10 protein-coding genes are annotated in these 15,003 nt (G+C 65.4%); 7 read left to right on the top strand and 3 right to left on the bottom strand.

Annotation, left to right across the window (positions count from 1 at the left end; genetic code table 11):
* The first annotated feature begins 65 nt into the window (after positions 1-65).
* Positions 66-764, top strand: coding sequence for a PIG-L family deacetylase (locus tag ABFE16_07250; protein MEN6345089.1), 699 nt, complete (start codon positions 66-68; stop codon positions 762-764).
* Between the two features lie 70 nt (positions 765-834).
* Entirely contained in the window at positions 835-4,605 is a 3,771-nt protein-coding gene (locus tag ABFE16_07245) for a DUF6259 domain-containing protein (GenBank protein ID MEN6345088.1), read from the top strand.
* Between the two features lie 101 nt (positions 4,606-4,706).
* Here the strand turns inward: ABFE16_07245 and cimA are convergent, their stop codons facing one another.
* Positions 4,707-6,296, bottom strand: coding sequence for a citramalate synthase (gene cimA, locus ABFE16_07240; protein MEN6345087.1), 1,590 nt, complete (start codon positions 6,294-6,296; stop codon positions 4,707-4,709).
* Between the two features lie 717 nt (positions 6,297-7,013).
* Between cimA and ABFE16_07235 the strand changes: the two genes are divergently transcribed.
* Entirely contained in the window at positions 7,014-8,063 is a 1,050-nt protein-coding gene (locus ABFE16_07235; GenBank protein MEN6345086.1) for a hypothetical protein, read from the top strand.
* 50 nt (positions 8,064-8,113) lie between these two features.
* Positions 8,114-8,644, top strand: a complete 531-nt coding sequence (locus ABFE16_07230; protein ID MEN6345085.1) for a prepilin-type N-terminal cleavage/methylation domain-containing protein — start codon at positions 8,114-8,116, stop codon at positions 8,642-8,644.
* A 23-nt stretch (positions 8,645-8,667) separates the two neighbouring features.
* Here the strand turns inward: ABFE16_07230 and ABFE16_07225 are convergent, their stop codons facing one another.
* Entirely contained in the window at positions 8,668-10,215 is a 1,548-nt protein-coding gene (locus tag ABFE16_07225) for a GDSL-type esterase/lipase family protein (GenBank protein MEN6345084.1), read from the bottom strand.
* 375 nt (positions 10,216-10,590) lie between these two features.
* Here ABFE16_07225 and ABFE16_07220 point away from each other — a divergent pair, with 375 nt between their 5' ends.
* From ABFE16_07220 to ABFE16_07210, 3 genes are all read left to right on the top strand, one after another.
* A complete protein-coding gene (locus ABFE16_07220) occupies positions 10,591-10,938 on the top strand; it encodes a hypothetical protein (GenBank protein ID MEN6345083.1) in 348 nt (115 codons plus the stop codon).
* Between the two features lie 98 nt (positions 10,939-11,036).
* Complete coding sequence (locus ABFE16_07215; protein ID MEN6345082.1) at positions 11,037-11,768, top strand: hypothetical protein; 732 nt, start codon at positions 11,037-11,039, stop codon at positions 11,766-11,768.
* Positions 11,769-11,881: 113 nt separating this feature from the next.
* Positions 11,882-13,438, top strand: a complete 1,557-nt coding sequence (locus ABFE16_07210) for a sialate O-acetylesterase (GenBank protein ID MEN6345081.1) — start codon at positions 11,882-11,884, stop codon at positions 13,436-13,438.
* Between the two features lie 220 nt (positions 13,439-13,658).
* Here ABFE16_07210 and ABFE16_07205 read toward each other — a convergent pair whose 3' ends face one another.
* The gene (locus tag ABFE16_07205; protein ID MEN6345080.1) at positions 13,659-14,993 is read right to left on the bottom strand and encodes an acetylxylan esterase; all 1,335 of its coding nucleotides are present in this window, start codon (positions 14,991-14,993) and stop codon (positions 13,659-13,661) included.
* Positions 14,994-15,003: the final 10 nt, after the last annotated feature.

Below are 15,003 nucleotides of genomic sequence, written 5' to 3'. Positions count from 1 at the left end.
TCTGCTCGTCCTGCAACCCAGCCGGCTCTCCTCAGCGCAGGCTATCCTCACCACGGGAGGCGCCTATGTCCGAGCGACCCTGTCTCGTCGCCTTTGGTGCCCATGCCGCAGACGTCGAGTTCAGCGCTGGAGCCACCATCCTCAAGCACGCGCGAGCCGGCTGGGACTGTCACCTCGTCCACCTCACCCTCGGTGAGAAGGGTAGCGTCCGGCTCTCCGCCGTCGAGTACGGCGAGCAGAAACGTCAGGAGGCCCTTGAGGCTGCGGCAGTGCTCCAGGCTACCGTCCACTTCCTGCCCTTCCGCGACGGCGAGTTGGTCGTCCAGGATGAGGTGGCCACGCACCTGGCTCAGCTCTTGCGCCGCCGGCAGCCGAAGGTGATTCTCACCCACTGGTGTCACAGCATCCATGCCGACCATGAGGCCACCTACGCCCTCACCCAGCGTGCAGTCTTCATGGCCTGCAACCGACACTTCGAGCTAGACGGTCTGCCCCCGATGCGCTGGGCACGGCAGTACTTCCCCGAGAACTGGGAAGACCCGGGCGAGTTCCGTCCCTTCGTCTACACTGACATTAGCGAGGAGATGGCCGACTGGGAAAGGGCCTGCAAGTGCTACGCCATCGGTCGCGGCGAGGGCGGCTATCCCTACTGGGACCGCTACGAGGCCCAGACGCGAATCCGCGGCATCGAGATCGGCGTCGACCATGCGCAGGCCTTCGCCGTTGACGAGTCCGCCTGGCGGCAGACCCGCGAGCTCCTCTGAGACCTGTCCTTCCCGTCATACGCGTCCGTCGCTATCCGTACCCGCAACACCTCCGGAGGTCGTGATTGCCTTGATCGCATACCTGGCTGCCCTTACTGCCGTGGTCTCCTTCTGCCAGCCCGCTGCGGCGGCTGTGACCCAGAGCGCGAACGCAATAGAGCTCACGGGTGACACCTACTCTTTCTCCTTCAGCAAGGAGAACGGATCCCTCCTGTCGGTCAACCAGGCGGGCAAGACCGGCTCGATCTGGAAGAGCGGCGAGCAAGGCCTGTGGAACGCCCGCTTCCGTGACAACACCGAGGTCAAGGCTGCCGCCTTCAAGCCGACCGGCGAGCGCACCTTCCACTGGTCGACCGTCGAGGGCGGGCTGAAGCTCGAGTACTCCGCGCCCGAGATCGCCGTCATCGTCACGGTGACTGCCGGCTCCGGTAGCGCCGACTTCCGCGCCGAGGTGCAGCCCCGCGAGAAGACGATCCTGGAGTTCGCACTCCCGGCCCGTCTGCGCTTTGAGCCCCAGAGCGTCCAGCGCTTCGTGTCTCCCATGAGCGGCGGCTCCTCCGTGGGCGCCGCCTTCAACAACCGGTTCTTCGAGGCCCAATCACAAGAGACTCCCGGAGGATGGGAGCCCAAGCCCTTCGGAACCGTTGGATATGAGACGCTGTACGGTGGCCAACTCGATCAGCGTGCTGATGCAGACCCGCCGGTCCAGATACAGGTGACCGACCAGGGGCGGCAGTGGCTCAGCGCCTCCCTCGTGCAGCGTCTCTCCACGGCGACGCCCGTTGTGAACCGGCCTCCGACGCGCGCGCAGGCAGACCTGGTGCTCGTCGACTCCGCCAATGGTCCCTACTTCTCGGCTTCTCATCTGGGCGGCACGGGATACCTGTGGCGACTGGGCGGCGCGGTCCGACAGGCGGACGCCCCGAATGCCCTTGACATGGTGGTCCAGACCGTCGACAAGCTCGCAGCTTCGGCCTCTGCGCCACGGACCAAGATCGGCCTTCTCTCACTGACCTCCGGACCCGAACGTGGCGCCTGGGCAGAGGTGACCCTTCGCGACTGGGCGACCCGCCTGGCCTCAACTCGTGCAGTCACCTCGGGGCGTGCGAAGCTGGAGCAGATCGCGACTGCCCGCGCGATGATGGAGGCCCTCGCATCGCCCGACTACCTGGTCATCCTCAACCCCTACGGTGAGTGGGCTCCGATCTTGCCGGGCGCGGGAATGGCCGAGACCGTTGAAGCCGTCGGCAAGTTCGTGCGCGCAGGCGGCAACTGGTTCGAGACCGGCGGCTACCCCTTCTACTACGGCATGGTTCCGCTTCGCTACTTCAGTTGCGGAACCAACTACCCGGCGGCCTTCGCCGACTTCTTCCACCTGGACTCCCGCAACGGTTCCAGCTCGGTCTATCGCGTGCAGCCGCAGCAGTGGGCGCCCTGGGAAGGCGCCAGGAACCCCGAGGCCCTCTTCGTGCCCGGACGCATCGCCTGCGGTGGCGATGAGCTTGGCGGCTACTGCGACCGGCCCTTCAGCACCTTTGTCAACGCCGGGCAGAGCTGGCGCACCCCACTCGTCCGCATGAGCCTCGGACGCACTGCACCGGACAGCCTGCGCGACTACGCCGCAAGCAACCAGATCAACCGTCGCCTCGAAGACAAGATGTCGCCCGAACTCCTGACCAAGCTCAAGGATTCCGTCCTCGTCTACTACGCGGGCAATGCCGCCGACAAGATCAAGTACCTCGACCTGCTGCCCGAGTCGACCCTGGTGCACTTCGCCGACTACCTCAAGGGCGGGTTCGACAAGGAATACCCCGATCATCTGCCGCCGAATCCCGGCTTCGGCACCGGCGATGACTTGCGCAGGCTCTTCGACCGCTGCCATGAGTTGGGTCTACTGGTCATGCCCTACACGAACCCGACCTGGTGGTGCGATCATCCGCGTGGCCCAACCTTCCTTCGTGAGGGTGAGGAGCCGTTGCTGCGAGGCCTCGACGGCAAGCCGGTCTACGAGAAGTACAGCGCGAACGACGGCTGGACGGTCTGCCACTGGCACCCGGCAGTCCAGGCGGCGAATCGCCTCACTGTGAAGCAGTTCACCACCGAGTACCCCGTCGACGTGCTGTTCCAGGACCAGTGCGGGGCCCGGGGCTGGCGCTACGACACCAATCCCGCCTCGCCCACTCCCTACGCCTACAGCGATGGTCTCGTGTCGATGGTCGCCGAGGACTGCAAGGCCGTGCCGCTGTCCACCGAGAACGGCTGGGATCGCGTCGTCAACTACGAGGCGCAGCTTTGCGGGATGACCTGGAGCATCGTGCCGACTGAGGGCGGCCCTGCCTGGCGTCGGCTGATGAAGACGCAGTACCCGCCAAACACCTGGGAGGTCTTCCCGCTGGCGCAGTACCTCGCCCACGACAAGACCCAGATGCTACACCATGACCTGGGCCAGTTCGTGACGAACCGCCAGGTGCTGGCCTGGACCCTCGGCCTGGGGTACTCGCTGAGCTACCGCACCTCCGCCGCCGGCCTGACCAGCGATGCCTCCCGTGAATGGCTGCTCTGGCTCGACCGCCTCCAGAAGTCCGTCTGCGCCCGCTACATCGGCGAGCCCGTGGTCGACTTCCGCCATGACCGAGGCCCAGAGCCCACGGTGGAGGACGACGGCGTGATCCGCGCCACCTACGGCGACGTGAAGCTCGCTGTCAACCTTGGCCCCGCCACCCGCGAGGAGGCCGGCCAGAGCTTGCCCTCCTACGGCTTCTACGCCACGGCGCCCGGTATGGTGGCGGCCAACGTGAGTGCTGGCACCGACACCGTTGACTACGTGGCACAGCAGGGCAATAACGGCACCGACCTGTGGGTCTACGCTCCCCAGGAATCGCGGATTGCCGTCAGCCTTCCGGACTGGACTGCTCCGCGCGCCGTAGTGCAACTGGACGGCGCAGCAGCCCAAACGGTCGCCTGCACCAAGGGTACCCTGGAAATCCGCACTCCGCGACGGGATACCGCCAAGCGCGTCGAGCCGCCCGCTGCTCTCGCCGCCAGGGCTCCCCGCGATTGGCCGGGTGCGAAGCCCGCTGTCGGCGTCCTCGATCTGGGGCCCGCGTGGGGCCTTAGCTGGACCACCATCACTCCCGCCCAGTGGCTCGAGGCGCTCGGCAAGTCACGGCTGACGCAGGAGCTCGGCGTACCGATCAAGCCCATCCGCACGGTGCCGGACCTTCTCAACGCTCTCAAGACGGGCGCGACCGGTTGGCTCGCGATCATCAACCCCTACGGGGAGCGCTTCCCGGTGACCGGCCCCGGTACCTGGCGCGAGATGCTCGCCCTGATCCGTCAGTACGTCGAGAACGGTGGAAGCTGGTGGGAGACCGGCGGCTACTCCCTGCACTCCGCTACTTGGTCGGAAGGAGCGGGAGTCCAGACCGAGGCGGTCGGTCCCTCCGGCACCGGGTTCTTCGGTCTGCCTGTGGGTAGTGGGGATGTCGAGGAACCTGCCGTCCCTCTCCACGTCCCCGAGGAGGGTCGTGCCTGGCTCGGCGAGGCGCTGACGGCCCGGGTGAACCGGTCCATCAGCGTCGTCAACCGCGGGCTTCCTCGTTCCTCTCAGGATCCCGGACACGTGACGCTTGTGGCAGGCCCAGAGGACGACTTCATCGGCGGCTATCGGCTCAACGGCTGGGGATGGCTCTGGCGTCTGGGCGGGTTCTATCCTGACCCGGAGGTCTCGACCTCCGTCACCGCGGCAGCCCTGGAGTACCTCTACACCCATGCGCCGCAGCCCGTTAAGCCCGGTGGCATCCGCTACCTGTGGCACGCCACAGTCGAGCCGGCGCAGTAGCAGCACCTGGCTGCCGGTCACAAGACAACGAAAGGGGCCGGGCCAAGGGTACCTGCTGACGTGTGCCCTCGGTCCGGCCCCATGCTTTGCTCACAGACTACCTATCCCTCTATCTTGTCGCCGCCGTTCTTCTGCAGGCCGTACACGATGCTGTCGACCAGGGCCCGCCAAGTGGCCTCGATGATGTTCTGGTGCACACCCACGGTACCCCAACTCGCCTTGCCGTCGCTCGTCTCGATAATGACACGGACGCCCGTCGCTGTTCCGTGTGTGCCCTCCAGGACGCGGACCTTGTAGTCCATGAGCTCCATCAGGTTGATCTTCGGGTACTTCTCCTGGAGCGCCTTCCGCAGCGCCAGGTCGAGGGCATGCACCGGCCCGGTACCCATCGCCGCGGTGTGGAAGGACTCGCCGTCGATGTCGATCTCCACCGTCGCCTCGGCGAAGGGCTCCGACGTCTCCTCGTGCTTGCCCGCCAGGACCCGATAGCCGTGCAGCCTGAACAGCTCCGGTCTCTCGCCTCTCAGCTCCTGGGCCAGTAGCACCAGCGAACCCTCTGCGGCCTCGTACTCGTACCCCTGATTCTCCTGGGCCTTCACCCGCTCCAGCACGTCCTTCACGAAGGGGTCGCGACGGTCGAGACCCGGCCAGATCTTCTGGAGCTTATGGGCGATCGTGCTGCTACCCGCAACGTCACTCACGAGGATACGCCGCTCGTTGCCCACCGTCTCCGGCGGCACATGCTCGAAGGAGTCCGGACGCTTCAGCACCGCGTTGACGTGCATCCCGCCCTTGTGGGCGAAGGCCGACTCGCCTACATAGGGCTGCCGGTGGTCATGGGGCAGGTTAGCCAGCTCGCTCACGAACTTGGATGCCGCGGTCATGTCGAGCAGGTTCCCCTCCGGCAGACAGGAGACGCCGAGCTTGAGCTCCAGGTTCGGGACTACCACACACAGGTTCGCGTTGCCGGCTCGCTCACCGAATCCATTCATCGTCGCCTGCACCTGCACACAGCCCACACGGACCGCCGCCAGGGAGTTCGCCACCGCCGTTCCGCTGTCGTTGTGGCAGTGGATGCCCAGCGGAACCGCAAGCCGCTCTGCCACGACCTCCACCATCTCCTCGATCTCCCAGGGCATGCAGCCGCCATTTGTGTCACACAGGCAGACCAGATCAGCACCACCGGCCACCGCGGCTTCCAGGGTTTCCAGCGCGTATTCCGGGTTCGCCTTGTAGCCGTCGAAGAAGTGCTCGCCGTCGAAGATCACCTCCTCGGCGTGCTCCTTCAGGAAGGCTACGGAGTCCTGGATCATCGCCAGGTTCTCTTCCAGAGAGACGCGCAGCACGTCCGTGGCATGCATGTCCCAGGACTTCCCGAAGATCGCTATGACGGGCGCACGCGAGGCCACCAGCTCGGCGAGAATCGCATCCTCCTGGGGCCGCACGCCTCCTCGGCGAGTGCTACCGAAGGCTGCGATCCTGGCGTGGGTCCAGGTCTCCTTCTGCGCAAGCCGGAAGAATTCGCGGTCACGCGGATTGGTCTCATTGGGCCAGCCGCCCTCGATGTAGGCGACTCCCAACTCATCGAGGCGGTGCGCAACCCGCAGCTTGTCCTTCACGCTGAAGGCCACGCGTTCTGCCTGGCACCCATCCCGGAGCGTCGTATCATAGATCCGAACTGTCTTAGCCATGTGCGTTCCGTTCCACCTTTCGGTTGGGCTCGTAAGCCCGGGATTGCGCGTCTGGCCAGATTGCTCCAGGCCCGAACCTGGAGCAGGATGGATGCCGAGTGGCGGCTCTGCGACCAACACGTCGCGACCTGTCCGCGAGCTTGTGCACCCGGTATGGGGGCACCAAAAAAGCCCGTCTCTGATTCAGAGACGGGCTCGTAAGCTCGTGGTACCACCCTGGTTAGCCACTACTGCCCCTGGGGAGCATAGTGACTCACTCGGCCCGGCACGGGCTGATCGCTCCCCGATTTTCCGCAGGGCGTCAACCGATGCCGTCTCCCCGCTAACGGTGGGAGTCTCCGGCGGAGTCTACTCAGTCCGGGAGCTTCTGCCGCCAGTCAACCTGACAGCTCGCGCCGGACGTTTTGATCCGCGGCTCAGGGGTGATATTCGCCGTCAGGCTTCCTACCGGGCTCGCACCGTCTCCGGCTCGCTGAGGGAAAGCGCTACCGCCTTCCCAAGGGTTCCTGAAGGTTACTTGTCCCCTTCATCGCCAGTCGCACATATGAAGTTGTGAAGGTGAGTTGCACCCACCTGCTACAATATAGCGCAAGTCCCGCACGATTACAAGGCACTTCGCCGAGACCTCGGTGTTCTCTATACTCTGACTACCGGCGCAGTAGCGCTGTCCGCCGGAAGGCCCGTGAAGGTTGCTTTCACCTTTGACTGGTGGTGCACATGAGACCCTTGCCTCTGCTTCTGACAGTCCTCGTACTAGGCCTATCCTTGCTCCCCGCTGTCGCCCAGCAGGAGACCACGCCCACTGCACCTCTGGGCGTTAGCGTCGAACTGCTCCCGGCCGAGGCAGCGCCCACTGCGATCACTCCCGAGGTGGCGAAGGCTCCTGCCGCAGGGCAGGCCGAGCCGGAGGAGAAGGTCGAACTCGCCTATGACGGCACGCCCTTCTCCGAGGTGCTCAAGTCACTCGCAGACCGCCTCAAGGTCCTGGTGGTGTGCGACGATGAGAAGCTCCTGAACCTCAAGTACTACAGCCACCAGACGGTCCCGGAGTCCGACGCGCTCACCAGGGCCTGCGCAGCCGTAGTCCACTACCCGCGACCTGCCTGGGTGCTGTGCGCAGACACCGAGGTGCGGGAAGGCAAGCACAAACCGCAGATCACAACTGACCCGCAGCTCAAGGTCAAGCTGGAGGACGTCGTCGTCGCCGATGCCCTCCGCTACATCTCCGAGATCGCTGACGTCGGTCTGGCAGTCACGCCCTCTTTCGCCAAGAAGAAGGTCACCTTCGAGGCCGACAAGATCACGGCGTCCAAGCTCATGGAGGCCCTCGCCGGCAAGCTCAACTGTGCCTGCACGACCGGCTTCAGCCTTGAGAACATCCCGGCCGAGAAGATGCTCGACCGCGTAGAGAAGATGTCCGACCAAGAGTTGGAGAAGCTCTTCTCGGAGCGCCTGCAGGGGGTCACCCCGGAGAACAACCCGGTCCGTGAGTCCCCCGACCAGGTTCGCAGTGCAATGGACGACAGCCTCCGCATGTTCGGCCAGCTCGAGCCCGCCGACCGCCAGGCACTCGTCAACCGTGGGGTGCAACTGGTCCAGCGCTTCGCCGCCGTCACCAGGCGTCTCTCACCTGAGACCCAGCAGAAGCTCAAGTCCGTCGGCCAGCCTGCACTTGCCCTCGGCATCGGCGCCTACATCGGCCTGCCCTCACAGACACGCGGCGAGCTGACCCCGCTCATGAAGGCTCTCAGGGGCTTCGGCTGGTGAGCTGCAGACCAACTCGGGCCTCTGATCCGAGACTGCCGGGAGGTATAGGCGTGCGTAGACGTTACCGGGGCTTCACCCTCATCGAACTGCTCGTTGTCATAGCCATCATCGCCATCCTCGCCGCGATCCTGTTTCCCGTGTTCGCACGAGCCCGGGAGCAGGCGCGCAAGACGAGGTGTCTGGCGAGCCTGCGCCAGATAGGGACCGCGCTGCACATGTACTGCCAGGACTACGACGGGATCCTCCCGACGATGGCGGTGAAGCCCTCTACCGAGCCCGGCGTGCCCGTCATGACCGAGGTGCTGCACCCCTACACCAGGAACCGTGAACTCTTCCGCTGCCCCAGCGACAGCGCCTACTACAAGACCGAGTACTCCAGTTACCTGTGGACCGACCTGTTCAACGACCAGTCCCTGGACGATCCGTCCTTCCTCGGCGTTGACCTCACCGACGTCCCGTGCTTCACCGACGCCGAGGACTTCTGGCATGGCGGTCGCGATGCCAAGTTCGCCCGCAACTGCCTGTGGGTGGACGGGCACGCCAAGTTCCTGACCAGGGCCTCGGCGCCGTCGGTTCCCTGAGGTCCTGGGGCCTCACAGTCCGACTAGTGCTCCAGGACCCGGCCGAGGGTCACGAAGAACTCCAGCGCGAGCGCTCGGTAGCCCTCAGCGGTGAAATGCACACCGTCGCGAACGCCGGAGTTCTGCTCTGTTCGGAGCAACTCTCTCTCGCCGCCAAGGACCGCGCGGTGAAGGTCCGACACCGCCACATTTCGGGATGCTGCGACTTCCCACACCACTGCGTTGTAGCGTCCAAGGAGCCCCTGCACTCCGCCGTCTCCTCCGTAGGCCTCCTGCGGGTGCCTGTCGAAGTAGTACTCCTCGAGCACCGGCGTCACGGTCGAGAGAATCGGCTCCGCACCGGCGGCGCGAACCTTCGTCACCAGCGTCTCCAGGTTGCGCCGGTATTCCTCCGGCGAGCACCGGTAGTCCTGAGGCCCGTTCTTTGAGGAGTCATTCAGGCCGAAGTTGATCAGTACCACCTCCGGCTTGTGAGCCAGCACGTCGGTCTCAAGCCTCGCCAGCCCCTGGGCGGAGGTGTTGCCCCCGACGCCCGCGTTGACCACCTTGACGATGCCCCGCCCGTACCGCGCGTCCATCAGCCCCTGCAACTGGTCCGGGTAGGACTGTCCCTCCGGAGCCCCAACGCCCATCGTCACCGAGTCGCCCAGGCAGACCACCGTCAGCTTCTCGCGCCCAAGGATCCGCGGCGCACTCACCAGCGGAGCCGGTGCCTGGGCCGGGGCTACCTGACTCGGTGCGGTCGGCTCCGTCCCCGCTTCACCGAGCCGCACAATCCGATGGGTGCCGGTCAGCGCGAGGAACAGGTGCCCTTGTCCGTCCGTGGCGATCCCCTGCGGGTAGGTCTCTGCCCCTGAAGGCGTCTCGTCCTTGAGGGCCCCGGTCTGCGGGTCGATCGTCAGCACTCGGTGCGCGGGAGACTCCGCCACCTTCAGCACACCCTCCGAGAGCGTCATCACTGTCACTCGTCTTTCCACAGTCCCAGGCAACTCTCCGTCAGGCGTACCGTCGGCCTTGAACCGCAGTACTCTTCGCTTGCCCATGTCGGCCACCAGCAGGCTACCGTCCGCGAGACCCATCACTCCCCAGGGCACCTCGAAGGGACCAGGGCCGATGCTCCGAACCATCGGCATCCCCTCGGCCTTGGTATCGAACACCATCACCCTGGCTGCCGCTGCCGAGGGGCCACTGGTGACCGCCAACAGACCCTCTGGAAGCATCCAGACTCCCCGCGGAGCCGGAACCGGGATGGTGCCACGTCCCTCCCCCGTGGCCGCATCGAAGATGGACACCTGACCACCGCTGGTTTCCGCAACGTAGAGCTTGCCCGCAGCGACTGCAAGCTCCATCGGCTGCTTGAGCCCGGTGATGGTCAGAGCCGGGGCTTCCAGAGACCCGTCCACCTTCACCGGGAGCGCCAGCACCCGGCCGGCCTCCGAGTCTGACACCCACAGGCGTCCGTCGGCGAAGCTCATCCCTCGCGGCTTGTTCAGCGTCACACCGGCAGGCGTCACATCCACGACGGCCGCGCCGGCGCTCACCGTTGCAGCAAGAAGCAGTGCCATCAGCATCCGCTTCACTCCTCCAGATTCGGGTTCCCTTGTCCGTCAGCTATCCTCCACCAACCGCCTGTGCCTTCGCCATATCCCCTGCTCAAGCCTCCTCCAGGGCTCACGCAGGGATGACGCCCGGTCCCGTCGAAGTAAGGACCACGGTCGGCCGCCGGCATCTCCCGGGCTTTGCCGTGGGCAAGGTCTGCCGCGCCCTCTTCACCATCACAGAACAGTCAGACTTCTGACCCTTACCGGGCCGCTTGGCCCAACGAACCTTCCTCGCGTGCCGCACGTCTATCCAGACAGTGCAAGCGGCGAACGCCTGGTGCGCCCGGCGTGCCGCAGATCCCAGGAGGGCCGGCCCCGGCTGGGCCCCCAGAGTCGGAGGGTTCCATGAGTACCCGCACCTTGTTGTCCGTCGTGATGTGCGTGCTCCTCGTAAGCGCAGTCGCATCGATCGCTTCCGCTCAGCCGCCGACAGCGCCGCCCCCGGGCGAAGCCGGTCAGGGCGGAGATCAGGCCCGACAGGGCATGCGCGGTATGATGATGATGCCGCAGGCCCCGGCGATTGCTGTCGCTGACGGCTATGTCTTCGTGGTCTCCGGCGGCACTCTCTTCCAGTTCGCTATCGATGGCCTCAAGCTCGTCGGCCAGGTTCAGCTCCCGATGCCGGCCGGTCGCGGTGGCGGCCAGGGCGGGTTCCGTCCGGGGGCAGGCGGCGGAGCAGGAGCAGGCGGCTAGAGGTATTCCCCTATCGGTGTGCGAAGGGGCCCGTGGCACTCTGTGCCCGGGCCCCTTCTTTCTGCCACCAGTCCGCACCCTAGAGCAACCACACCATCATGCAGCCAGTTGACGAATTCCTCCAACGCGTCCGTACCACACACCCCAACAAGCCCGTCTTCCGTCTCACCTTCGACCGCATCGACCGGCTGAACGAGGCCCTGCGCTGGATGCTGTGGGTGAAGACCTCGCAGGACGGCTCCCTTCTCGTCCGCAAGGGCGTGATGGCCCAGGGCTTTGAGCAGGACGACCACGCACTCCTCATCGTCGGCGGCGAGCTCTCCGCTGAGGAACGCGACCAACTCTCGCGAATGGCCGAGCGCTACGGGGCCGAGCTCAGCGTCTTACAGCCTCCGCCGCCGGAGACACGGCCCTCCCCACAGGCAGCAACCCTGGCACGCCTTACCCCAGTGCTGCCACGAGCCGCGCTTCTGCTCGTCGTCTTCCTTGCCGTCGGGGTTGCCTGCAGCCTCATGAGCCACCGGGCGAAGCCGGTCACCGTCAGTGAGATCCGCGCGGCGGCTGCGGACTGGCACGGGCGCACCGTCCAAGTCTCCGGTGAGGTGCTCGGCGCCGTAGACCTCGCCGGTGCCACTGCCTTCCGCCTCGAGGATGGCACGGGCAGCCTCACGGTCCTCACTGACCAGGACCTTCCTCTTCCCCACTCACGCGCGGTCGTGGTCGGGACGATCGACGCACATCATCAGACCAACAGCGCGACTCTCCTCGTGATCGTCGCCCGGTCTGTCCGCCTTGCGGCCCCCGGTCGCCTTGAGCGTTCCCTCCCCTAGTCTCCTCTCATCAGAAGCCTGTGCAGAAGGTCGGTGCCCCTGCCCCGGCGAACACCACCACATCGTCCATGTCGTCTCTGGCCTTTGCCAGGACACCGAAAGGAGAACCCACTGTGCGCAGAACCGCCCTAGCCGTACTGGCACTGAGCCTCGCCGTCTGCCTCCTCGCGGCAGTCCCAGCGCTTGCCGACGTCAAGCTGCCCGCCGTGCTGTCCAGCGGTATGGTCTTGCAGCAGAACATGAACCTCCCCATCTGGGGATGGGCTGATCCCGGTGAGGTAGTCACCGTCGCCATCGGCGACCAATCAGCCTCCGCCGTCGCCAATGCTGTCGGCGACTGGAAGGTCCTTCTTGGCCCCTTCAAGGCCGGCGGCCCGGTTGACGTCACCGTCAAGGGCAAGAACACCGTCACCCTCACCGACGTCCTCTTCGGCGAGGTCTGGGTGTGCTCCGGACAGTCGAACATGCAGTTCAACCTCCGCAGCGCCATCAACTCGGAGCAGGAGATCGCCGACGCCAACTACCCACAGATCCGCCTGTTCCAGGTGCCCAACGTCACCGCTGAGACCCCGCAAAGGGACGTCAAGGCCAAGTGGGTCGCCTGCTCCCCGCAGACGGTCCCCGGCTTCACCGCCGTCGGCTACTTCTTCGGCCGTCACCTGCACAAGGCTCTCAAGGTCCCGGTCGGTCTCATCGGCACCTCCTGGGGCGGCACTCCTTCTGAGGCCTGGACAAGCGTCCCCGCCATGCAGATTGAGCCGGACCTCCAGCCGCTCTTCGACCGCTGGGCTAACAACATCGCCACCTACCCGGCGAATATGGAGCGCTACAACAACGAGGTCCTGCCGAAGTGGCGCGCCGACGTTGAGAAGGCCAAGGCCGCGGGTAAGGAACCTCCTCGGCAGCCCACTGGCCCGCTCGGACCGGCTAGCCAGCACCGACCGGGCAACCTGTACAATGGCATGATCGCCCCGATCGTGCCCTTCGGCATCCAGGGCGCCATCTGGTACCAGGGCGAGTCCAACGCCGGGCGTGCCTACCAGTACCGCAGGCTCATGCCCATGCTCATCAGCGACTGGCGCAACAACTGGCAGGAGGGTGACTTCACCTTCCTCATGGTCCAGCTCGCGAACTACATGGCCCGCAAGGACAACCCCGGCGACAGCGCCTGGGCTGAGCTTCGCGAGGCGCAGAGCATGACCACCACGCTCCTTCCCAAGGTCGGCCAGGCCGTCATCATCGACATCGGCGACGCCGGCAACATCCACCCGACCAACAAGCAGGACGTCGGCAAGCGCCTCGGCCTGCAGGCCCAGAAGATCACCTACGGTCAGGATATTCCCTACTCCGGCCCCGTCTATAAGTCCATGTCCGTCGAGGGCAACAAGATCCGCCTGAAGTTCGACTGCATCTTCGGCGGCCTCGCCTCTCAGGACGGTCAGCCGCTCAAGGGCTTCTCGATCGCCGGCGGAGACCGCAAGTTCGTCTGGGCGAACGCCAGGATCGACGGCGACACCGTCGTCGTCTCCAGTGACCAGGTGGCAGCACCAGTCGCCGTCCGCTACGCCTGGGCTGATAACCCCGAGTGCAACCTGTCCAACAGCACCGCCATTCCCGCCAGCCCCTTCCGCACCGACGAGTGGCCTGGCATCACGATCAACAGCAGGTAGCCCGTACCAGCGCGAGCCGACCTGACCCGTTCCTCAGAGCGCGCTTGCCTCACCTGTCCACACATGAAAAGGCGGCACCGTCCCCAGGGCGGTGCCGCCTTTCTGTTCTGCTTGCCTGCGCACCCAAGTCCTCTCTGGGCAGTCAGCACAAAGGGGCGGAGACAGTCTCCGCCCCTGATCGGTACGCTGCCGACTGCCCTCTTCGGACACGCTGCCTGGACTACTCGACAGGAACGCCGGGTCTCCTGATCTCGAAGGAAGAGGTCGCATTGAAGACCTGCTGCGTCATCCACTGGCCGGTGTAGTCCGAGTACCCCTTGTCGATCGCATGGCCCATCAGCGGGTACACCATGATGTGCTTGGGCCCCTGGAGCGAGTTGTAGGCGGAGAAAACGCTCGTCGCCGCACAGGTCGTGTCGATGAGCCCCACGCCGACGACCGCCGGGCACTTCACTCGGCGTGCGAAGTTCACAGCATCATAGTAGGCCGCGGTGTCTGTGATCTGCTTCTTGTAGCCCGCGTCAGTCGTCTCCGGAATGAGCTGCGGCCAACCCGACGGCCGCCCAAAGAGCTTGCCGGGGTGATCGCAGAGTGCCGGGACATTCGCGGCGATGGCCGTCACGCGCTGATCGAGACCCGCGGTGATGATCGACATGCCTCCGCCCTGGCTCGATCCAGTCACGATCATGTTCTTGCCGTCCCAGTCCGAGCGCGAGGTCAGATAGTCGATCGCTCGCACCGAGCCCAGGCACACACGAAGGTAGTAGTAGGAGTTCCGGTCGAGACGGCCCTGAAGCTGGTAGTTCCGAAGCTGCCCCTGCTTCAGCACCTCATAGGTTGCCGCCGGGAGGTCCACGTCATAGTCGTGCACCGTCACGGTCATCGCGGTGAAGCCGCGGCTCGCCCAACTGGTAGCCCAGCTCGCACCAATCGCAGATACCCCGGCACCCGGAATCGTCAGGATCGACGGATGCGGACCCTGCAGCGTCGGAACTGCCAGCCAGCCGTACACGCGGCTGCCACGGAGGTTGGCGAGGTTGATCTTGTAGACCTTCATCCGATCATTGGACAGCTCCGGCTTCTCCGTGAGCTTCGCATCCATCGGTGTCTTCGCCAGCTTCTCCTTGTTGCGCTGCCAGAACTTGTCGAAGTCGGCTGGCTCTGTCGCCGTCGGCTTGATCTTCTCGGGGTCGAAGGCGGCACCACCCAGAACCGTGACCGGCTTCTCTCCTCCCCGGTACGTCACAGCGCAGCGCAGGATTCCCGGCTGCTCCAGCGTCCCGACTACTTCCGCCGGGGCCAGACCAAGCTGCCCACTTCCGGTTCCGAAGCGGGTGCTGCCGCCGTCCAGGCTCAGGACCCAGTCGAAGTTTCCACTCGTCACCGGCGCTCCATCCCTGGTCACGGACACCAGGAAACGCGCCTGCTCGGAGCAGTGGTACATGGCATCGGGTCGGTCCGTCACGACCTTTACCACGACAGCATCGGCGGCCCACACCTGGGCGACCAGCAACAGCAAGGTCAGGCACGCAAGTACGCGGTTGCGAACACTCACTAGCTTCAAC

The sequence above is a fragment of the Armatimonadia bacterium genome, assembly GCA_039679385.1.
GTDB lineage: Bacteria > Armatimonadota > Zipacnadia > Zipacnadales > JABUFB01 > JAJFTQ01.
Note: the sequence above shows the minus strand (reverse complement) of the source record. Positions and strands in the feature narration are given on the sequence as shown.